Origin of the sequence: Euzebya pacifica (assembly GCF_003344865.1) — a bacterium.
GTDB classification, from domain to species: domain Bacteria; phylum Actinomycetota; class Nitriliruptoria; order Euzebyales; family Euzebyaceae; genus Euzebya; species Euzebya pacifica.
Genome location: NZ_CP031166.1, coordinates 367,496 through 386,564, shown reverse-complemented (window position 1 = coordinate 386,564; position 19,069 = coordinate 367,496). Strand labels below are relative to the sequence as shown.

19 protein-coding genes are annotated in these 19,069 nt (G+C 68.7%); 11 read left to right on the top strand and 8 right to left on the bottom strand.

Features of this window, described 5'->3' with window-relative positions:
* Nucleotides 1-39: 39 nt before the first annotated feature.
* Both DVS28_RS27215 and DVS28_RS27210 read left to right on the top strand, forming a co-directional pair.
* Nucleotides 40-336, top strand: a complete 297-nt coding sequence (locus DVS28_RS27215; RefSeq protein ID WP_164711175.1) for a hypothetical protein — start codon at nt 40-42, stop codon at nt 334-336.
* Nucleotides 337-461: 125 nt separating this feature from the next.
* Nucleotides 462-809, top strand: coding sequence for a WhiB family transcriptional regulator (locus DVS28_RS27210; protein ID WP_164711174.1), 348 nt, complete (start codon nt 462-464; stop codon nt 807-809).
* 53 nt (nt 810-862) lie between these two features.
* Here DVS28_RS27210 and DVS28_RS27205 read toward each other — a convergent pair whose 3' ends face one another.
* Together DVS28_RS27205 and DVS28_RS27200 are read right to left on the bottom strand one after the other, a co-directional pair.
* Complete coding sequence (locus DVS28_RS27205; RefSeq protein WP_114594772.1) at nt 863-2,137, bottom strand: type IV pilin protein; 1,275 nt, start codon at nt 2,135-2,137, stop codon at nt 863-865.
* Nucleotides 2,137-3,069, bottom strand: coding sequence for a hypothetical protein (locus DVS28_RS27200; protein WP_164711173.1), 933 nt, complete (start codon nt 3,067-3,069; stop codon nt 2,137-2,139). The genes DVS28_RS27205 and DVS28_RS27200 overlap by 1 nt, the downstream gene beginning before the upstream one ends.
* Nucleotides 3,070-3,152: 83 nt before the next feature.
* Between DVS28_RS27200 and DVS28_RS27195 the strand changes: the two genes are divergently transcribed.
* Nucleotides 3,153-6,083, top strand: coding sequence for a fibronectin type III domain-containing protein (locus tag DVS28_RS27195; RefSeq protein ID WP_164711229.1), 2,931 nt, complete (start codon nt 3,153-3,155; stop codon nt 6,081-6,083).
* Between the two features lie 109 nt (nt 6,084-6,192).
* A complete protein-coding gene (locus DVS28_RS27190; protein WP_114594769.1) occupies nt 6,193-9,981 on the top strand; it encodes a hypothetical protein in 3,789 nt (1,262 codons plus the stop codon).
* Between the two features lie 16 nt (nt 9,982-9,997).
* On the opposite strand, the gene DVS28_RS27185 is transcribed toward DVS28_RS27190, so the two are convergent.
* Nucleotides 9,998-10,801, bottom strand: a complete 804-nt coding sequence (locus DVS28_RS27185; RefSeq protein ID WP_114594768.1) for a hypothetical protein — start codon at nt 10,799-10,801, stop codon at nt 9,998-10,000.
* A 96-nt stretch (nt 10,802-10,897) separates the two neighbouring features.
* Between DVS28_RS27185 and DVS28_RS27180 the strand changes: the two genes are divergently transcribed.
* Both DVS28_RS27180 and DVS28_RS27175 read left to right on the top strand, forming a co-directional pair.
* Nucleotides 10,898-11,239, top strand: a complete 342-nt coding sequence (locus DVS28_RS27180; RefSeq protein ID WP_114594767.1) for a hypothetical protein — start codon at nt 10,898-10,900, stop codon at nt 11,237-11,239.
* Nucleotides 11,240-11,366: 127 nt separating this feature from the next.
* The gene (locus tag DVS28_RS27175) at nt 11,367-11,807 is read left to right on the top strand and encodes a hypothetical protein (protein ID WP_114594766.1); all 441 of its coding nucleotides are present in this window, start codon (nt 11,367-11,369) and stop codon (nt 11,805-11,807) included.
* Here the strand turns inward: DVS28_RS27175 and DVS28_RS27170 are convergent.
* From DVS28_RS27170 to DVS28_RS27160, 3 genes are read right to left on the bottom strand one after another with little or no spacing between them, the layout of a single operon-like run.
* On the bottom strand, nt 11,791-12,246 hold the full coding sequence (locus DVS28_RS27170; protein ID WP_114594765.1) for a hypothetical protein: 456 nt from the start codon (nt 12,244-12,246) through the stop codon (nt 11,791-11,793). The two genes, DVS28_RS27175 and DVS28_RS27170, sit on opposite strands and share 17 nt — an antisense overlap.
* Entirely contained in the window at nt 12,243-12,479 is a 237-nt protein-coding gene (locus DVS28_RS27165) for a hypothetical protein (protein ID WP_164711172.1), read from the bottom strand. The genes DVS28_RS27170 and DVS28_RS27165 overlap by 4 nt, the downstream gene beginning before the upstream one ends.
* Nucleotides 12,476-14,080 (bottom strand): DEAD/DEAH box helicase, encoded by a 1,605-nt coding sequence (locus tag DVS28_RS27160; protein ID WP_164711171.1) that lies wholly within the window; start codon nt 14,078-14,080, stop codon nt 12,476-12,478. The genes DVS28_RS27165 and DVS28_RS27160 overlap by 4 nt, the downstream gene beginning before the upstream one ends.
* A gap of 126 nt (nt 14,081-14,206) precedes the next feature.
* On the opposite strand from DVS28_RS27160, the gene DVS28_RS27155 reads away from it, so the two are divergent.
* Nucleotides 14,207-15,079 carry a sigma-70 family RNA polymerase sigma factor gene (locus tag DVS28_RS27155; protein ID WP_114594762.1) on the top strand — a complete coding sequence of 291 codons (873 nt, stop codon included), beginning with the start codon at nt 14,207-14,209 and terminating at the stop codon, nt 15,077-15,079.
* Nucleotides 15,013-15,498 (top strand): HU family DNA-binding protein, encoded by a 486-nt coding sequence (locus tag DVS28_RS27150; protein ID WP_425461061.1) that lies wholly within the window; start codon nt 15,013-15,015, stop codon nt 15,496-15,498. The genes DVS28_RS27155 and DVS28_RS27150 overlap by 67 nt, the downstream gene beginning before the upstream one ends.
* Here the strand turns inward: DVS28_RS27150 and DVS28_RS27145 are convergent.
* On the bottom strand, nt 15,480-15,899 hold the full coding sequence (locus tag DVS28_RS27145; RefSeq protein ID WP_114594760.1) for a DUF6884 domain-containing protein: 420 nt from the start codon (nt 15,897-15,899) through the stop codon (nt 15,480-15,482). The two genes, DVS28_RS27150 and DVS28_RS27145, sit on opposite strands and share 19 nt — an antisense overlap.
* Nucleotides 15,900-16,122: 223 nt before the next feature.
* On the opposite strand from DVS28_RS27145, the gene DVS28_RS27140 reads away from it, so the two are divergent.
* Genes DVS28_RS27140 through DVS28_RS27130 form a run of 3 tightly spaced genes read left to right on the top strand, consistent with a single transcriptional unit; the run spans nt 16,123 to nt 17,856 of the window.
* Nucleotides 16,123-16,311 carry a hypothetical protein gene (locus DVS28_RS27140; protein ID WP_114594759.1) on the top strand — a complete coding sequence of 63 codons (189 nt, stop codon included), beginning with the start codon at nt 16,123-16,125 and terminating at the stop codon, nt 16,309-16,311.
* Between the two features lie 32 nt (nt 16,312-16,343).
* Nucleotides 16,344-17,045 (top strand): sigma-70 family RNA polymerase sigma factor, encoded by a 702-nt coding sequence (locus DVS28_RS27135; protein WP_114594758.1) that lies wholly within the window; start codon nt 16,344-16,346, stop codon nt 17,043-17,045.
* A 49-nt stretch (nt 17,046-17,094) separates the two neighbouring features.
* Nucleotides 17,095-17,856, top strand: a complete 762-nt coding sequence (locus DVS28_RS27130; RefSeq protein WP_164711170.1) for a hypothetical protein — start codon at nt 17,095-17,097, stop codon at nt 17,854-17,856.
* Nucleotides 17,857-18,176: 320 nt separating this feature from the next.
* On the opposite strand, the gene DVS28_RS27125 is transcribed toward DVS28_RS27130, so the two are convergent.
* Nucleotides 18,177-18,989, bottom strand: a complete 813-nt coding sequence (locus tag DVS28_RS27125; RefSeq protein WP_164711169.1) for a hypothetical protein — start codon at nt 18,987-18,989, stop codon at nt 18,177-18,179.
* Nucleotides 18,990-19,069 lie beyond the last annotated feature (80 nt).

The following is a 19,069-nucleotide window of genomic DNA, read 5'->3' as shown; positions in this document are numbered from 1 at the left end:
AACACCCCCGTTCCCTTCGGACCTAGGAAGGCCACCCCGATGGCAGACATGACTTTCCTCGGCACCAACGTTGACCTCGACGCCGAGCGGTTGCCGTTGGAGTACACCCGACTGGTCAAGCGCGTGAAGCAGATCCGTCTGCGGTGGCTCAACACCCCGCAGCAGGACCGGACCCTGGACCTGCTGAAGGAGTTGTACAGCGACCTGCAGAAGCAGATGGTCAGGGACGAGGACGGCAACCTGTGGACGGTGTCGCCGTTGGACCTGCAATGGCGGGTGAGGACGCCCACCGCGAAGAAGTGGGCGGCTGGACATCCGAGCGTCGGGGTTCGTTGATGCGAGTGTCCACCGCAGTGGACCCGGGGACGTTGCGGGGCAACGGGAGGACCGGCTGACCGCCCGGTAGGAGAGCGGCGCACGGAATGTGGATGACGGAACGCCCCCGAGCCCGTGAGCACACCATGTCCGATCTCTCCGTCATAGCGACAACCAGCAACAACTGGATCAACGATGCTGAGTGCGTCACCTCACCGGCCGTGGCCCGTGAACTGGTGGGGTTCGGCGGGCCGCGCCTGTCGGCAGCCGCGACGCTGACCTGTCGGTTGTGCCCCGTCCGCGTCGACTGCCTGATCACTGCGTACGACGAGGGCAGCGAGTTCGGCTACTTCGGGGGCATGTCTCCCGCGGCGCGCCGGCGCCTCCGCACGGCCGAGGCTGCCGTCAGCCAGCTCGTCCGTGACGGCGAGGTGCCGATCGAGGCGATGGACAAGCTGAACCGGCCGGGCCGTCCGGTTGACGCGTTGGCCTGACCCCAGCTGGATCTGTCGTTCAAGGCCGCCCGTCGGGGCGGCCTTCCGCATGCTCAGGGGCAACCGGTGTCGATGGGGCAGTCGGGGATGCGGGTGAGCGCGTACAGCGACGCCAAGGACCCATCGGCCAACGCGGCACCATAAACGACGGGTTCGTCGTAGAAACCGGCGGCCGAGCCCAAGGGCCCACCTGCCGGGTAGACCGTCACGGGCAACGGTGGGACGATCTGGCCACCGGACCACCAGGCGGGCGCGAACTCCTCCAGCGTTGCCGAACGGTCGGGCCGCGGGGACCGGGCGACTTCGACTCCGTCGATCACGACCGAAACGGTGACGTCATCGGGGTTGTACCGGCAGGCGAACAGGTGCCAGTCGGCGGGTTCGTCCAGCAGGTTGTCCCAGGTCCTGCCGGTGGGGCTGGACGCGTCGCGTGGGACCGCTTGAGTGAAGTCGGGTCCCGAGGGGTCGCCCAAGGTGCACACAGGCACATCGGTGGTGAACCCGAGCGTGACGAGGGTGTCGGTGCCATCACCGATCTGCATTGCCGTACCGGTACCCGGGTCACCCGAGGGGTAGCGGACGAACGCGGCCACCGTCAGCCCGTCGGTTGGGTTTGTGTAGCCGGCGTCGTCGATGGTGGACACGGCAGCGGCCGACAGGTCCAGGGCACCTTCGCCGGTGCGGATGGCCGAGGGCACGTTGATGCCGGTGAATCCGTCTGGAGTGGGGCCGGGGGGCAGGTCGGCGTCGTAGTCGCCGGCGGCTGCGGGGCCTTGCGCCAGGGTGCCGGCGGGGTTGGCGGGGCCACCGAACTCGGCCGCGAGGGTCGTGGCGCCGATGGTGTCGTCGAATGGCCACCATCCTCCGGGGCGGAGTCGCCTGATGGCTTCGTTGACCGGCCCGTCGCACGGCCCGACGGCCGACTGCTCCACGGTCGGGTCGGGTGCCACTGCCATGACGGCGCATGGCAGGCCGTCGACGGACGGCAGGGTGATTCGAACATGGGTGCCGGAGCGGTCGGTGATCGGTAGGTAGTCACCTGACGGGTCGAGCGCAACTGGTTCCACGGTGTACCCCGACCGCCTGTTCGCGGCGGAGACGACGGCTTGCAGGGCTGCCCGGACCCCGACCTCCTGGGCGTTGGCGAGGCTGCGGGACTCCTCCCAGATGTTGTCGAGCTCCGACATCATCGCGCCCTCGCGGGAGCGCTCGGTGAACAGGCGTCCTCCGAGGACGGCGATTGTGGTGAGCACACCGATGATGGCCAGCACCCCGGCGATCTCGACGAGGGTGAAGCCGCGGGTGGCGCGACGGGGGAGCGTCTGCATCAGGACTCCCTTGCGGCCACGATGACGAGTTCGGCTCCGGGCTGGTCGGTGGTGGCGACCCGCCAGCGCCAGTCGGTGCCGTTGTCGGTGGCCAGCGACGCGTGGCGCGGCCGGAAGGTGCCTGAGGGCGGAACCGACGAACCGTCCAACACCTGCCCGTCGTTGATCGCCGCTGCGACTTCGTCGCCGCCGATGGGATCGAACTGGATGGTGTCGGCCGTGACCGGCAGCACGGGGAGATCCCACGCGACAACTGTGCCGTCACCCGCGATGGTGACCGACCCGGCGAGCGACTCGATCCACGCATCGGGGCCGTCATCCAGCAGGAAACGGTAGGCAACTTCGAGGTCCCATCCGACCTGGACGGATTCGCCGTCGGGGTTGGTGAGTCGCGGGCGCGGCGGGCCGGTGACGGGGTCGACGTCGGCGCCTGCGGCTGCGGCGACCGCTCGGGCATAGCGGGTCGCGATGTCGGTGGTGTCAACGGAGTCGTTCAGGTCGATGGCCGACGGCGGCGACCAGTAGGAGACGAACCGGCCATCCTCGACGGCGCTGGTGGTGACTCCGATGTCGACATCCAGTGTGCCGTCGTCATCGATGCGGTCGTCAAAGGCCGCGGGGGTTAGGTCGTCGGCTGCGTCACCGATCCGCAGGACCGGCACCCCCGACGCCTCGATGACGACCTCTGACAGGTCGATGTCGACGTCTGCCCAGGCCGACAGGTCCTCGGCCAGTGGGTCGGCAGGAAGGACTGCCGGGGTATCAGGTCCAGCGGGCTCGGCCTGATCGCCTGTCGCGTCATCGCCGCCGGCGAGCATCATGACGGCAACGATCGCCGCCGCGGCCAGCAGGAGCGCGCCTCCGGCAACGAGGGGGATGTTCACCGGGTGGGCAGGGTCATCCCGGTCGGGGGTGGTCACGGATGAACTCATCAGCGGTCATGGTCGGCCGAGACGAGGTCCGCGCACGGACTCGCGGTGTGACGTTTTCGGGGTCGCCTCCGACAGTAACGCCCATGGTCCTGCTTGCTTCTCCCGCGCGTGCGCGTCGCGGGTTCACCCTCGTTGAACTCGCAGCGGCGATTCTTGTCGGTGCGATCATCGCCTCCATCGCTGTAACCGGGTTCCGGGTGTTCGTTGACCGCACCGAGGAGAGATCCATTGACGTCACGCTGCGGTCGGTGGAAGACACCGCCATCAGGTTGGCCGCCACCGGTTCCCCGTCTGACCACCTCGATGTGGCGATCGCGGAGGCTCCGGCTGATCTGCCCGGCACCGTTGATCTGTACGCCCTCAACGGTGACAGCGGGGCTGACCCGTCAACGATGTGGAACCGGTTGGTCTACGTCGACAACGAACGGTTCGTCTGCAGGACGCTGATCGTGCTCGACGACGGCGCCCAGGGCCCGATCTTCGACGCGGATTGTGACCACCCGAACAGAGCTCCGGTCATTCCTGCCGGCGTGACCTCCCCGCCTCCTGCGCCTGCAACTGGACTCGTGCCTCCCGGACAGCCGTCAGGCCTGGTGACAGATGACCAGGTCGAACTCACCTGGGGGGACCCAGGCAACTCCGGCCAGTTGTCCTACAGGGTCTGGTACCGGGACGCCGGATCGACCGACGTGTGGAACGTGTCAGGGGTCTCGGGCACCAATCAGTACACCCACGGGGGGCTACCAGTCGACGTGTCGGGTCCCGGTGTGGAGTTCGCCGTCTCGGCGTTCACGGCTGCCCGCGAGTCCGACCGATCCGAACCATCGGTGGCCTACACCGGGACCCCTCCGGCGCTGCTGCCCCCATCAGGCCTGCAACTGCTGGCCTCACCGGCCTCCATCGAGGCGCGTTGGACCCCATCGGCCAGCGCCGGGGTCACCCATTCGGTGCTGTGGCGCGGCGACGGAACCTGCACACCCTCGACCTGCGTTGCTGCCAACGTCATCGAGGTGGCACGGGTTGCGCAGCCGGGCGGGTCCCACACCGACACCGGTGTCGAGCCGGGGGAGACCTACAGTTACTGGCTGACCGCAGTTGGGCCAGATCCCGTTGACCCCGCAGGGGGCGAGCGGTCGTCGGTCACGTCGTCAGCGGTGTCGGCCACCGCCGATGCCACCGGTGGGCCGGGACGGCCGACCGGCTTGTCATGGGCGCAGGAGGGCAGCGACCGGGTTCGGCTCACCTGGGATGAGCCTGGCGACATCCAGTCAGGTGACACCTACCGGATCGTCCGGGATGGCAACCAGGTGGCTACCGTCCCCTCGAGCACGACGACGTGGGTCGATCCCGGCCCTCTTGTCCAGGGCAGGCCGTACCGGTACACCGTGCAGACCGTTCGTGGCGTTGAAACCTCCGGTGTTGCCGGGCCCATCGAGGCGGTCCTGACCGACAACGAACCACCGGCGCCACCCACCTCCTTCGGCGCCCAGATCGGCACCGGTGGCTATCCACTGCTTCGCTGGAGGCAGTCGGTGTCCTCCGACGTCCGACGCTACGAGATCTGGCGGATGTCGGTTGCGCCGAACCCGTCACGATCCGGATGGCATCCCGTTGCCACCCTCACCGGTGCCGCCACGGAGTGGACCGACACCGACCCGATGGAGAACGAACCGGTCCGCTACCGCATCCGTGCGGTTGATGCTGACGGGTTGGCCTCCCCCTGGGTTGAAGCCGGACCGGTGACCGCACCCGACCAGACCGGCCCCGAACCGCCCGAGTCGATCCTTGCCGGCGGCGTCCAAGATGCCATCGCGATCGGTTGGGACCCCAGCGACTTCGCCCCCAACGATCTGGACGGCTACACCGTCCAGCGGCTCCTCTCGGAGTTCGACGACGCCACCGTTGACGCCACGTTCGACATCCCAGGCTCACAGCCACCGTACGCGTGTGACCCCTCGCAGGTCGCCAGTCCGCCCGACACCTCCGGGTTCCCGGTGCAGGAAGACTATCCCGTCTGCTTCGTTGACGACACCGGCAGCTGGGGCACCGAGTACTTCTACCGGGTCCGCGCCTACGACGCCGCCGGCAACTTCTCCCGCTGGGTCGGGCTGTCCGCAGCGTCACAGATCGACACCATCGACCCCGAGCCGCCAACGAACCTTCAAGTGACGGAACGACCGGGAGAGGCCAACCTGAACTGGACCCTTTCGTCGTCCAACGACGTCGTTGAATACGTCATCGAGGCGCAGGCCTCCGGCTACAACGGCGTTGCCCGGACCGTTGGCCCGACAACGGCCTTCGTCAGGCTTCAACTCGACAACGTGCCGACCTACACGATCACTGTCACCGCAGTCGACAAGGCCGGCAACACCGCCGCAGTGACCGGCAGCGCCAACGTGTACGCCCGAGACCTGCTGCCCCCCAACAACCTGACCGCCATCGGCCTGGTCGATGACCCTGACGACTCCACCGGCGACGACGGGATCAGGGTCGAGTGGGAGCACAGCCAACCAGCCTCGGAGGTCTACCAGCGGGCCTACATCCTCTACCGCGACAACGCCTCTCTCGCGCGGGTGACCGGAACTGCCTACACAGACACCACCGCCGTGTACGGCCAGACCTACTCCTACCGCATCGAAACCGTCGACGGGTTCGACCGCAGGTCGGCCAACATCGGCCCTGCCATCGCCAGCCCGGGCGACACCACTCCGCCGTCACCACCGACGAACCTTGCGTTCAGCGGCATCAGCGCCGACCGGTTCACCGTCAGGGTGTCAGGGCAGTCCCCATCCACGGACGTGGACCACTACCGACTCGTCATCATCCGCAACGACTCCGGACAGACAATCGCCGAACGGTCGGTGACAGGGACCAACTCGACCACGGTCACCGGGCTGCAACCCGGCGACACCTACACGGTGGTCGCCTACGCCATCGACCGTGGCAACAACAGCTCGTCTGGCTACTCCGAGCAGGTCACCACCACGACCGGATGCGCCTTCCCGCCCTGCTGAGCATCACCGGCACCGCGTCGGCACCCCAGACAACGATGACGTTCGGCTGCCCCTAACGGGTGGCCGGACGACCGTCACCGGTTGTCCCGACCCCGACCGGAGCGTCGTCATGCCCGACCCCATCGTCCTCATCGTCCTCGCGGCCGCCATCATCCTGGCGATCCTCACCGTCCCCTACGCCATCGTGGTGTATCGCAACATGTTGGCCCGCAGGGAGCGCGAGGGCCAGCTACTCGCCGACGGTGCCGCCTTCGCTGCCGTGGCTGAGCAGGCCCGAGCGGAATCGCGCCGGATCCGCGAGGAAGCAGCGGCCAACGCCGACTCGGCCGCCCAGCTCGGCAGCGAGGAACGCCGGCTGCTCGCAGAGAGGGACCAGGCCTTGGCCGACGCCGAGGAGGCGCGGGCCGAAATCGGCCGAGCGGCTGAAAGCAACGCCGATGCCCGCCGCAAGCGCGAAGCGGCGGAAGCCGCCCGCGATCGTGCAAGGGCGATCCGCGACACCGCAGTGGGACGGGTCGATGTCGCCCATCAGGAGCGCGCTGCTGCGCTGGCCGACCGGGACGCTGCCCGCGCAGCCGTCACCGCAGCCGAGGAGCAGGCTGCGGCGCTGACCGACGAACGGGACGCCGCCGACGCGAAGGTGGCGGAGGCTCGTGCCGACCGGGACAAGGCCATCGCAGCCAAGACCGACGTCGACCGGGAGTTGGCCGAGATCCGCAAGGGCATCGGGGCCACGGAGCAGGAGATCGCTGCAGCGAACGACCGTGCGGCCGGGTACACCGCAGAAGCGGAGAGGGTCCGCATCGAACGCGGACAGGCGCAGGACGAGGTCGAGGCGGCCATTGTTCGCCGCGAGGAACTCGCCGCCGAACTCAACCGGATCGTTGCCGACACCGAAGCGGCCCGCCAGCAGGTCGCTGACGCGGACCCAGATGACCTGCTCGGACGGTTGTCCGCAGAGCAGACCCGCATCGACGGGTTGAACGAACGGATCGTGGAAGCCAAGGCCGAGCGGGACGACGCCCGCGCGGCTGCACGCAACGCCGATACCGCCCTTGCCGACGCCCACCGACGCCTGGAGGCCACGAAGAACTCGGTGGTGCGCGCCGAGCAGCGGTTGTCCGCCATCGAGGACGAACGGGAGAAGTCCAAGGAAGCAGCCGAAGTGGCGCAGCGGGAAGCAGCGGCAGCGCTCACTACCCGTCGGGAGGTCGCCGACGCTCTGGAGCTCCTCAACCACAGCATCGCGGCTGCCGAGGAGGAAGTTCGCGTCGCAACGGCACGACGGAGGGCCGCTGCGGACGACAAGGCCGCAGCCGAAGCGGAGGTCGCACGACTTCGCAGCGAAACCGCCGAGGCCAACGATCGCCTGTCAGCCTGCCAGGCCAAGCATGCCGACCTTGTCCGGCAGACAGCCGCGATCAACGCACGGGCGGCCGAACTGGCTCAGGCGGCAGAGTCGGAGGGGGCCACGGCCGCCAGCATCCGCGACCGCGTGTCTGAGGTGACCAGCGAGATCGCCGAGGCCACCAACGAGCACGCCGACGCCACCGATCGTCTCGAATCGGCAACCGCTGAACTGGCGACTGCGACCGATGAGGTGGAGGCCGCCGAGCGGCAGCTCGCATCCGTCGAGGAGGACCTCGGGTCCGCCGTTGCGACGCTGCGCCGGATCCGTGCGGAACTGGCCAACACCAGCATGCAGGTGCGGGAGACCAACAACCGGGCGGAAGCGATCCGGGGTCGTACCGAGGCCAAGCAGACGGAACTGGCCAGGATCCGGCAGACGTCAACGTCGGTTGGTGGTGAGGTGGAGGAGCAGCGCACCGCCCTGTCAGAAGCGAAGGTCGCTGAAGAGTCCGCGCAACGCGAGTTCGCTGCGGTCACCCAACAGATCGCGTCGGCGCAAACGGCGCTCCAAACGGCTCAGGCGGACCTTGAAGCCGTCACCGAGGTGCTCGACACCACCTTGGCGGACCACGCCGCCCTTGTTGCCGCCGGCAACGAGGCGTCCGCTGAACTTGGCCGGCTGTCCTCGGAGGCCTCCGACCTGCGCCGCAAGATCGAGGCGGCCAGGACCCGGATCGCTCAGGCCGACAAGGACGTACAGGTCGCTCAAGCGCGGGTCACGGCGACGCGGTCCAACTGCGACGACCTCGAGTCCCAGATCGGAACGCTCCACGTCGAACTGGAAGCCATCGACGTCGACGCTGCTGACGCCCTCACGGTGGAAGCGCGGGCCGAGCTGGACCGGGAACGGATCCGTGAGGCGGAGCTGCGGACTCGGTTGGAGGCTGCCCAGACGGCCCTGGAATCTGCTGAACGCAACCTCGCGTCACGGGTCGAGCAGCGCGAGGCGCTCGTTGCGGACATCCGCGGTGTCCGGCAACGGGCTGACAGGATGGCGGAGGAAGCCACGGCGTTGGAGTCCGAAGCGCAAGGCGCCGAGTCGCGTGCGCTGCGGGCAGAGGAATCGCTGTCGCACGCCCGAGCCGAACTTCGTGTCGCCACCTCCCAGATGGAGGGTGCCGTGCAGACCCGGGATGAGGCACGGCAGCGCAAGACGGCAGCCGACGAGGTGCTGGCCGAGGCGCAAGACGGCCTTGTCGCCACTCAGCAGGAACTCGACCGGGCCATCAGCGACCGGGACAACGCCAACGCCGAAGCAGAACGGTTGCACGGTGCACGCGCCGCAGCCGAGGAGGAAAGCGCGCGTCTGCGGCGGGAACTGGTCGCCGTCACCGACGACCTGCGGCTGGTCACCGATGAGATCGAACGGGCCGAGGAACTCATCGGTTCGCTGCGGACCGCCGTCGAGGCCAGCGACCCGGGGCCAGTCCGGGAGCAGCTGGAGGAGGTCAAGGCGGTGCTGCGGAACCGGCGGCAGGAGTTGGCGTCGGTCAACGACGCCAAGGGGGAACAGCAGGCCGCCTACGACGCGCTGGTTGCTGATCGGGAAGCGTTGTCGTCAGAGGCAAGGAACCTGGCCGCGGCGGTCCAGCAGCACGACGTCGACATCGCCAACGCCAAGGGTGAACTGTCGGCGATCGCCGATCTGATCGATCCGTTGCGGGCCGAAGCCGCAACCCTGCGCGGGACCGTGGCCGAACTCCAAGGGGATGTCGCGGCTGCGGAGGCCGAACTCGCGCGACTGGCCGACGAACGCGAGCAGGCCGAGGTCGCACGGGGCGGGTTGGAGCAGGACATCGCTGCGGCCCGTGACGCGGTCGCTCAGGCCCAGCAAACCCTCAATGACAGGGTCGCCCAGGCCGAGCGGGCCAACGAGGATCTTCGCGACGCTGTAGCCCGGCACGATGAAGCGCGGGCAGTCGTTGCCAACCTGCGTGCCGAGGCCGATCGGATCGGCGCCGCCGTTGACGGCCGTGAACTCGCTGCGCTCATCGACGCAGTGGGCGCGGTCGGGGCCACGGTGTCGGCTGCCGCCGACGTTGCTGTCGGCCATGCGGGACAGGGACGCGGGGAACTGGTGGGGGAGGTTCTGGCCGCAGCCACCGAGGAGGTCCGTGCGCATCTCACGGTGGCCGCCAACGCGGTCGGTGTGGCCGCACCGGAACCCAACCGGGCATCCTCAGCCGCCCTGCGGCCGGCGCCTCCCAGCAACGGCCACGTGCCGTCCAACGGCCACGTGCCGTCCAACGGGCTTGCGCCGTCCAACGGCGACGCGGCTCCGATGACCGGGGAGGCCGATGGCGACTACGGGTTCCTCGACGGTGTGGAACTGGACGAGGAACTTCTCGAGACGGCCGCCATGGCTGCAACAGCCAACGGTTCACCGCAGTTGCAGCCGAACCCCACGGCCACCCCGTCTGATGTTCCGACAACCCCACCGTCCTCGGAGTTCGACCCCGAGGACGAGGAACTGCTGTTCGACGAATGATCGTCGGGGAGCAGGCCTAGGGGCAGGAGCCTGCGAGCACCTGCCCGTCACGGTTGCAAGCCGACTCATCAGCGGCGTCGACCTGCACCGCCCCGTCCGGCAGGACCGTAACCACCACCCCGGCGGGGGGCACGGCGTCGGCTCCGTCGCCGGCGACGGCCTGGGCGATCCCAGCTGGGTCGCCGAGAAGCACGACATCGGGGACGTCTGCATGCGTGAAGGCTCCAACGAGCTCGTCCAAGGCCATCGCGCCGGTGTCATCGATGGTGAACAACGCCGCGGGCCGATCCGAGGACGCCACCGTTTGTTCAGCGACCAGGCGGACCGGCCCCGCCCATGCGGTCCATGCGCCGTCGCTGGCAGCCACGAGGTCGCAGCCGCCAACGGCCGGGTCGCCCGTCGTGGCCCACGCGACCGCGCAGCCCAGCAGGCCCAGGCCGTGGGTCTCCGCCGTGGCGACCAGCTCGTCCGGGGTGGTCGTCGCGGTCGGCCGTGGCCGGTCGAATGCCGCAGCGGCGGCCGGCCGGGTCAACGACGACCGGGCCGCCAGGCCGCTGGTGTCGATCTCCACGGTGACCGTCGTCCCGTCGGGGCCGGACCCGGTGCTGAAAGCCAGCAGTTGGGCTCCGCTGATGGTCACCACGCCGGTCACGGACCCGTCGGACGCGACCGCTGCGTCGACATGGGCGGCCGCAGCGAACCCGTCGGGGCCGGGCGTCGCCGGACCGCTGAGGACAACCGTGCGGTCGAACGCCTCGGGTGAGGAGCATCCGGGCAACACCATGGCGATGATGACGACGGTGACCGCGATGTGGCGCATGGGACAACCGTACGGACCTGCTCCGACACACCGGCGGCGCCTTGCGTACAGGGCGGTTCGCCGTACCGTCGCGCACCTGTGCCATCATCCACAGTCATGAACGACCCCGTGCCTGACGGATGGCTCTATCCGGGAATAAGCCTCGAACGCGAGTTGGAGGCCAACCTTCGCGGCAGTGGGGTCGCCGTCCGCATCGCCGGCCGCATCAAGGGCGTCCGGACTGAGATGCCCAACGCATTCGATCTCGTGTTGCGGACCGACAACGGCAAGGTGCTGTTCCTGTCCAGCGAGGACTTCTCCATCCTTCACCGGTTGCATTCCTCCGGTCAGTTGGAGATGTTCCCCACCGGTGTCGGCAGGGACCACGACGACGTCGATGAGGTCGCGGAACGCGTCATCGACCTGATCCGTAGGGAACCGGTCCTGGCCCCTGCCTGACCCCCGGTCGCGAGTCCGGCGTTCCGGTGGTGGGCCCCCGGACCGGTTACGATGCGCGCTGCCCTTCCCCCGAGGCGCAGGCCACGCGGCGCAACCGACGTTCCCGAACCCCTAGCGAGGCCGACCCGTGGTCGCCGACCTGATCAACCGACTCACTGCCAACGGATTCTGGGTGCCCTACACCCCCGCTGGTGATGTCGTGCACGTCACCCATCCCGATGGCGGACCGGTCCTGCCGGTCGCAGAGGACCCGTGGGTGGCGGGCGGATTGCTGCTGCACATCTCCAAGGACCCGGCGATCCCTGAAGTCATCGGGATGGCCGCGTGGGGCGGGGAGAACCTTCCCGCCATCCTGTCGTTGACCGTACGGCAACAGCACGCGGTGGTCTTCGTCGACACCGACTGCGTCTACACCCTGCTGGACCACGACGACCCGGCGCTGGCCGGCTATGCCGATGTGGTGGTCACCGAGGAGTCCCGCACCGACATCGACGTCTGGTTCAACACGGCCACGCGGTCGTGGTCGCGGGAATCGAGGACCGCGGGGACGGTCACCCTGCGGCGGTGACCGCAGGGTGGAGTTCAGGGCCGGTTGCGGTCGGCACCACGGCAACGATCGAGTCGTAGCCGTACTCCTCGTCCATCACGACCCCGCCGGTTCGGAAGCCTTCGGTGATCGACCGGGCATCGGCGATGGTGACGACCGACCCGTCGATGCCGACGGCAGCGGCCCCGTTGCTGGCGATCTGGGCGATCAGGCGGGGCACGGCAACTGCCGGCCAGTGGTAGCCGACGAGGGTTTCCCCCTTGGGGGTCATCGCCGGGTCGTAGACGCCGAGGAGGTCGTTCTCGCCGACGCAGACCGCGACGTGGAAGGAGTCGGGATCCTCGGCGTTTGGGTGGACATAGAACGGTTCACCTGTGTCCGGAGCGAGGGTCCATGCGCCTGACCGCATGATCGTGGTGAGGAACTGCGAGACTGCCTCGGGGTCTGAGTGGATGGTCATTGGGGATCCTCGCTGATGACGAACCGGTCGGCGGGCAGGGTCATGGCCCGCTGCACCAGGTCCGATGCCTTCTCTGACAGTCGGACCTCAGCCCCGCAGATGTCACAACTCAGGATCACGCCGTCGTCGGTGTCGTGGGCGGTGAGGACTGCGAGGTCACGGGGGCAGGCGATCGGGTGGAGCCGACCGGAGGCTTGGTAGGCGTTGACGAGAGCGGCGTCGACCGTCGTCATGCGGATCGCAGCCACTGGTCGGCGGCTTTCAGGCGGGCTTGGAGTTGACGCACCGATGCGTTGCCGATCCGGGTGATGCCGGCGGTCTGGTTGAGCCTCTGGTTGACGGCCTTGTGGGGTTGGCCGGTCATGCGGGCGATTGCCCTGACAGCTTCGGAGTTGCGGGTGCGGAGATCATCGAGGATGTCGAACGCAGCCACTCCGTCCGGGTCCTCGGCGAACCGGCGGGGAGGCGGGGGCACGGCGATCTCCAAGGCGGGGTCGTCCGCGTGGCGGGGAGGGGTGGACGGTGCGGCCGACCAGGCAGCTTCCACGGCTGCGTCGGGGTCCTGGGGTTCCTCGGCCTGGGAGCCGAGGGCGGCGAACAGCGACACCTGCTCGGGGTCGCGTTCGGCGCGTTCGGCGGGTTCGTCGGCCTCCTCGCGTTTGCGGAGGGTGTGGGTGCGCTGCTCAACGAGTCCGTGGGCGAGGGCGACCAGGCGGATGTCGTCGGGGAGGAACATCCAGGCGGGCTGGCGGGGGCCCAGCTCGGGCCGCCAGCGTTGGATGCGGCCGACGGCCTGGGCGAAGAACAACGGTTGGGTGACGTTGGTGAGCCACACGCCGACGCGGGCGCGTGGGGCGTCGTAGCCCTCGGATGCCTGCTTGACGGTGACGGCGCAGGTGCCGGTCCCGTTGGCGAACGCCTCGAGCTTGTCCTGGCTGGCCGGGTCGTCGGAGACCGCCACGATCGGCTGGTCGCCGGTGATCCGTCGCCACACCCGCGCGATGTCGCGGGCGTGCTGCTGATCGATGCAGAACAGGATGGCTGCGGCGTCGGGGTCGTCGGCACGGACCTTCTGCAGCGTCGACCATGCCTGGGTGAGCGCGGAGCGGACCCACCCGCCGTCGGCGTGCAGGGCCGTGCGGAGCCGCTGGGCCATGAGGTCCTTGGTGAGCGCCTCGGTGAACGTGGCGGTGATCTCACCGCCGGTGGATGCCCGCCAGTCCATGGTCCCGCCGATGCGGGGAAACATCACCGGTCGGACGACGCCGCCGTCGGCCAGGGCGTCGGCGTAGGAGTAGACGAAGTCCGGTTGGAGCTCGCCCTCGGCGTCGTAGGTGGCGAACGGGATGGCGTTGTCGTCGGACCGCCAGGGCGTCCCGGTCAGCGCGATCCGAAGGCCGGCGGTCGCCATGGCGTGCTCCAACGCGTCACCCCATGTCCGGTCGGAGCCGACGTGGTGGTGTTCGTCCATGACCGCGACGGCGTCGTGGGCGATCCGTGCGAGCGGTTCGGTGGCGGAAGCGACCTGGGCGTAGGTGAGCACGATGCCGTGCATGTCGGGCTTGATCCGTGCCCGTCCGTCCCAACGGGGATCCAGCTGCAGGCCGAAGCGGGCCGCGGCACGGGCCCACTGGACCTTCAACGACGACGTCGGCACGGTCACGACCACGGGACGGTGCGGGTTGGCGCGGAGGTGGCGAAGCACGACGGTGAGCGCCCAGGTCGTCTTTCCGCCGCCCGGCAGCACGCAGGCGAGGTAATCGCGGCGGTCGGACGCCTCGATGTCGTCAAGGGCATGCTTTTGCCACCGGCGGAGGCGGAGGGTCGTGCTCACGCCCGCCATGGTCGCGCCTGGTGTCGACGGCGACGCGTGGGACCCGGGTACCGATGGGGCATCGACGCGTCCCCGGTGGCCGTGGAATGACATGGCCATCCGCCACCGACCGGGAGCCTCCCGCCAATGTCCATCTACGACGACCTGTTCTTCGACCGTCTGGGACGCGCCGACTTGCTCACGCACGAGCAGCAGGTCGATCTGGCCAAGCGGGTCGCCGTCGGTGCCGAAGCAGCACGCAGGCTCGCCGCAGGCGACGACGCAGCCTCGCTCGCCGGCCTTGTCGAGGCCGGACGGTCGGCGCGGGCCAAGATGATCGAGTCCAACATGCTGCTCGTCGTGGAGCATGCCGAACGGGGCCAGTACCGAGGGGACCTTGACCTCATCGACTGCATCCACGAGGGCATCTTCGGTCTGACCAAGGCGGTGGATCGCTTCGATTGGACGCGGGGCTACAAGTTCTCCACGTATGCCAAGTGGTGGATTCGGCTGGCGGTCAACCGGGCCCAGGCCAACACGGGATCCACGATCCGTCTTCCTGTGAAGGTGCACGATGCGCGGATCCGGGTGATGGCGGCCTCCCGATCGGTCGATCAGACCGACAGCGTCACCGAACTCGCCGCCGCAACGGGGCTGCCCGACAGGTTGGTGGAGGCTGCGCTCGCCTCCCCGAACGTCGTGCCCGCCGACAGTCCAACCATGGTTGGCGCCCACGAGGAAGGGATGTCCCTCGTCGACTTCGTCGCCGTCGACGACGGGTTCGAGGATCACCTTGTCGAACGTCTGGACCGGGAGCACCTGGCAGGCCTGCTCGAGGAGCGTCTCGGTAACCTCCCCGGGGAGCAGGGTTCCATCATCCGGTCGTTCTTCGGCATCGATGGTCCGCAGCGGACCTTGCGGGAGATCGGCGAGTCCCACGGGTACACGGGCGAGTGGGCCGGGCGCCACAAGCGAAACGGGATGGCCCGGCTCGCGGCCGACCCGGCGATCGCTGCCTGAACAGGAGCGGTGCTCCAGTTGCGTTCCGGCAGCTGTGGGCCACTGTCCAAGCCATCGCAGGACGACCCGGAGGCGACCCGTTGAACAAGGCAGAGCTCGTGGCTGATCTGGTGGATCGCCTCGGGGCGGACAACCCCGACCTGGACTTGACCCACCATGCCGTTGACGCGCTCGTGACGGCGTTCACGGCGTCAATCGTCGAGGCGGCAGCCGCCGGCGACCGGGTAGTGGTGGCGGGACTTGGGACCTTCGAGCTGACCCGACGCAACGCTCGGACGGGACGTAACCCGCACACCGGTGAGGCCGTGCCCATTCCGGCTCGGATGGCCCCGAAGTTCACGCCAGCTGCAGCGTTCAAGCGGGCCGCCGACCGGGTCCCCGTCGCCGACGACGTCGTGGCTCAGCGGGCTGCGGCGTAGAACGCCAGTTGGGTGCCGATGCCCATGCCCTCGGTCGGGTTGTCCACGATCCATCCGTCGGCGGCCAAACCGGCGGCCAGGCCATGGGCCCGGTAGTCCCCGCCGGCGTGGAACTCCACGGTTCCAGAACCCGATGGGTGTCGGTCGCGGAACTGTCCAAGGACCCGTGATGCCCATCGGCGCTTCTCGGCTGCGGATGCCCCGATCAGGGTGACGTCGTAGGGGGAAATGATGTCGTTGGGGTGGATCAGGCCGTGGAGCGCCGACACGACGTACCAGGTGTCGCAGTGGCGTTCGGCCCACGCCCTGCGGCCGGTGAACAGCGGCGACACGTACAAGTCAGCGGCCGGTGCGGGCTGCGCGAGCTTGGCTTTCACGCATCCGATGAGAGCGATTCGCATCACGGTGACGGTAGGCGGTGCCGTCGACGCGACGATGGACGCATGGCGGAACGGACGACGGGTGGTGCCGATCCGACCGTTTGCCGACGGATGGCGGTAAGGCGACGTCGACGGCGGTGAAGGTGTCGGGGGGTGGCGGGCCGGATCACCCGGGTCGGGCGGAACCGACGGTGATCGCCGCTGGCGCGGAATGTCGTGGGCATCCCAAGCGAAAGGCAGCAAGATGCTGCTCATCGGACCCGCATCAGGCAACAAGACACTCCGTCCGGTCGACGGGCACGTGGACGTGGGCGGCATCGAGGTGCCGTACCGCCGCCACCACGGCGAGACCGAGGAGGAAGCCATGGAACGGGCTGCGGCCGCCTTCATGGCCGATGCCGACACGACGTCGTCGCTCACCTCAGGAGTCTGACCCCGGGGAGGTTGCCTCCGACCTTGGGGGACATGACGGATCTTGTCGAACTGCACCTGCCTCTCGCCGAGAGGATCGCTGTTGGCGTCTCACGCAAGGTTCCGCGCCACGTTGACCGTGACGACTTGGTGTCGGCCGCCTACCTCGGACTGGTGCAGGCATCGCGGTCCTACGACCCCGACAAGGGCGTTCCGTTCGAAACGTTCGCCGCGCGCCGCGTCATGGGAGCCGTGTTCGACCAGTTGCGGTCCAACGACATGGTCTCCCGTGCCGTTCGGCGTTCCGCGCGGGAGGTCAGCGCCTACGAGCAGGCATTCATGGCCCGCCACACCCGCCGGCCAACCGTGGACGAGGTCGCCGACGCCCTCGAGATGTCCCCCACGCGTGTCCGGACCGCGCAGCAAGCGGTGACGGCGGCTTTGGTTGAGTACGACAAGGCCGACGGGGTCGCCGCAGACCAGATCTCAACGGAGGAACTCGTGGAGGACCGGGCCATGGTCGACACGATCGTGAACCTCATCGGACTCCTGCCCGAGCGACTCCAGATGGTGGTGCGCGGAACGTATCTGAACGGGATGACGCTCAGGGCCGTCGCTGACCGGCTCGGTGTCACCGAATCGCGTGCCTGCCAGATGCGCAGCGAGGCGTTGCTGTTGATCAGGGAAGCGCTCACCGACCGGCACGGTCCCCAGCCCCGCCGGCGGGAGCCGGTTCTGGCTGCGGTCGCCGCCTGACGCCAACCCGGGTGTGGCCGAGGCCGTCGGCGCAGCGACCGTCAACGCCATGACCTTCCGCCACGCTGCGATCATGGCCCTGGTGGTTCTCGCGACCGCATGCGGTGGGGATGACGCAGCGCCGTCCAGAGCGGGGGTCAACAACAGCAGTTCCGAGGCGGAACTGCCAGCGGCGGCATCGGTGAACCTGTCGGACCCGGAGCGCAACCAGGCGTTGGACGAGCTCGATGCCATCCTTGCGGCCGACGCAGGGCCCGAACCGGTTGACCAGGCGGCCCCGGTTGCGGGACCAGTGCCGACCGAAACCGACCCGGAACCGAACCCCACCGCAAGGCCCACCCCGTCGTTCACACCGGACGCGCCGACGTCGCAGGGGCCGGTGGTCCTGGCTGACGACGGTGGGATCAGGATCACTGCCGAGCCGATCGGCCTGCACCTGTTGCGCATCGACGACGACAAGCCAGCTCTCGCCAGGTGGCCCGGCCGCAACTCCGGGGAGGCATTCGCCAGCCATGTCGTGCATGACCGGTTCGCGGCAGCCGAGATCGAACTCATCGACCCTGGCACCGCAGCGCCACTGCCGGCCGACGCCTACACCGTCGCGGCTGCCGACGGCTGGGTGATCCTCGTCGAGGGGTCGATCGCGGGGCACTCCTATGCGCCTGCCGACGGGTTTGTCATGACCCGATCGGTGTCCTCTGAAGGCACCGAGGGATGGTTCGTCGCAGGAGAGAGCCGCGACGCCAGCCTGTTCGTGTTCCCCACGACCGACGGGCCTCCAGTGCGCGTCGACCTCGACCGGCTCGCCTGAACGGTCGTTTCGCGACAGTCGACTGTCCTTCTCCCCACCCTGAGGGACGGGGATCCTGACGGCCCGGTCAGGTTTGCTTGGGCATGGTCGTGGGCCGCCGGGTAGTTCCCGTTCCGTGGCCCTGACTGGTGTCGGGAGGGTTTGGCGGACCGCCACCGCAGGTTCTGCGGTGGGCACCGTGCGCGTCTGGCCGGAGGGCGGTGCAGTCCCGCTGGCCAGGATGTTGCTTGCCGCGTTGAGGTCGGCGTGGGTGGTGTGTGCACTACGGGGGTGTGGCGCCGGCCGGGCTGGGCTTACCCGGCCCCGCAGGACCGAGCAGCTCAGTCAGACAGGCGCGGCTCGGTCAACTCCAGTCTCGCCCTGTCGAGTTCGGCCAATGGGTCGTGAGGCTTCCGCAAACGCCATCCCGTTGCGATGGGCAGCCTCGGTGTGTCCACTCGAACCTTCTCCACCACGTCGACGAGGGCCTTGTCTGCGGTGACCAGGGCGTCGGCATCGAGGAGGTAATTGGCCAACTGGGCGTCCACCGGCGTGCCGGCTGTTGTCTTTCGGGTTCGCTGCACGATCGACACTGCCGACACGATGACCTGCTGGGGCACGAGGTCCTCCGAGACGTCCTGAAGCCAGAAGCGACGCCACGACGCCCGGTCCGAGGCAACGGCCTTCACGTCGAGGTAGGGGAGTAGCCAGTCCCGGTACGGGTGGTCCGCCGCCTGGAACAACGCGGCCCACGTGTGCGCGTCCGCATCGGCACGCCAAGCGGCGACCGGCCGGCCCTCCCATCCGGGCGTGCCGTCGGGATAGGTGGCCTCGTGCCCGGCACCAGCTATGTGGTGGAAGGGCAGGTCCGTCTCGGCGGCGGCCGCTGCTGCTTGCGCACGTGCTTGTTCAAGCGTGGGGCCGCCGAGCGCTCCGTGTCGCTGTGCTTCCGCGTCGGTGTCGTGAAGGAAGCGCCACCACATGCCCTTCGGGTATCGCCAGTCTCTCCAGTTGTTCTTGTAGTTCCTCAGGTTGGGACGTCGGACCAGCCACTCGGGTCGGTATTGGCGTATGCCGGCGAGGAGGTGCTCGCAGAGTGTGAGGGCTTCTGGTGGGAGTCGTTCCCAGCGGCTGTCGCAGGCCAGCCGCAGCATTCTCTGCCGGGCGTCACGGTCACGGGTCCACAGCATCTCGATCGGGACGGCCGGTGGCACCACGATCGTCGTCCCGGTTT

Bases quoted from the DNA above. Each gene is read 5' to 3' on its own strand.
- DVS28_RS27215 (WP_164711175.1), top strand. From the start codon at position 40: ATGGCAGACATGACTTTCCTCGGCACCAACGTTGACCTCGACGCCGAG.
- DVS28_RS27210 (WP_164711174.1), top strand. From the start codon at position 462: ATGTCCGATCTCTCCGTCATAGCGACAACCAGCAACAACTGGATCAAC.
- DVS28_RS27205 (WP_114594772.1), bottom strand. From the start codon at position 2,137: ATGCAGACGCTCCCCCGTCGCGCCACCCGCGGCTTCACCCTCGTCGAG.
- DVS28_RS27200 (WP_164711173.1), bottom strand. From the start codon at position 3,069: ATGAGTTCATCCGTGACCACCCCCGACCGGGATGACCCTGCCCACCCG.
- DVS28_RS27195 (WP_164711229.1), top strand. From the start codon at position 3,153: ATGGTCCTGCTTGCTTCTCCCGCGCGTGCGCGTCGCGGGTTCACCCTC.
- DVS28_RS27190 (WP_114594769.1), top strand. From the start codon at position 6,193: ATGCCCGACCCCATCGTCCTCATCGTCCTCGCGGCCGCCATCATCCTG.
- DVS28_RS27185 (WP_114594768.1), bottom strand. From the start codon at position 10,801: ATGCGCCACATCGCGGTCACCGTCGTCATCATCGCCATGGTGTTGCCC.
- DVS28_RS27180 (WP_114594767.1), top strand. From the start codon at position 10,898: ATGAACGACCCCGTGCCTGACGGATGGCTCTATCCGGGAATAAGCCTC.
- DVS28_RS27170 (WP_114594765.1), bottom strand. From the start codon at position 12,246: ATGACCATCCACTCAGACCCCGAGGCAGTCTCGCAGTTCCTCACCACG.
- DVS28_RS27165 (WP_164711172.1), bottom strand. From the start codon at position 12,479: ATGACGACGGTCGACGCCGCTCTCGTCAACGCCTACCAAGCCTCCGGT.
- DVS28_RS27155 (WP_114594762.1), top strand. From the start codon at position 14,207: ATGTCCATCTACGACGACCTGTTCTTCGACCGTCTGGGACGCGCCGAC.
- DVS28_RS27145 (WP_114594760.1), bottom strand. From the start codon at position 15,899: ATGCGAATCGCTCTCATCGGATGCGTGAAAGCCAAGCTCGCGCAGCCC.
- DVS28_RS27140 (WP_114594759.1), top strand. From the start codon at position 16,123: ATGCTGCTCATCGGACCCGCATCAGGCAACAAGACACTCCGTCCGGTC.
- DVS28_RS27135 (WP_114594758.1), top strand. From the start codon at position 16,344: ATGACGGATCTTGTCGAACTGCACCTGCCTCTCGCCGAGAGGATCGCT.
- DVS28_RS27130 (WP_164711170.1), top strand. From the start codon at position 17,095: ATGACCTTCCGCCACGCTGCGATCATGGCCCTGGTGGTTCTCGCGACC.
- DVS28_RS27125 (WP_164711169.1), bottom strand. From the start codon at position 18,989: ATGCTGCGGCTGGCCTGCGACAGCCGCTGGGAACGACTCCCACCAGAA.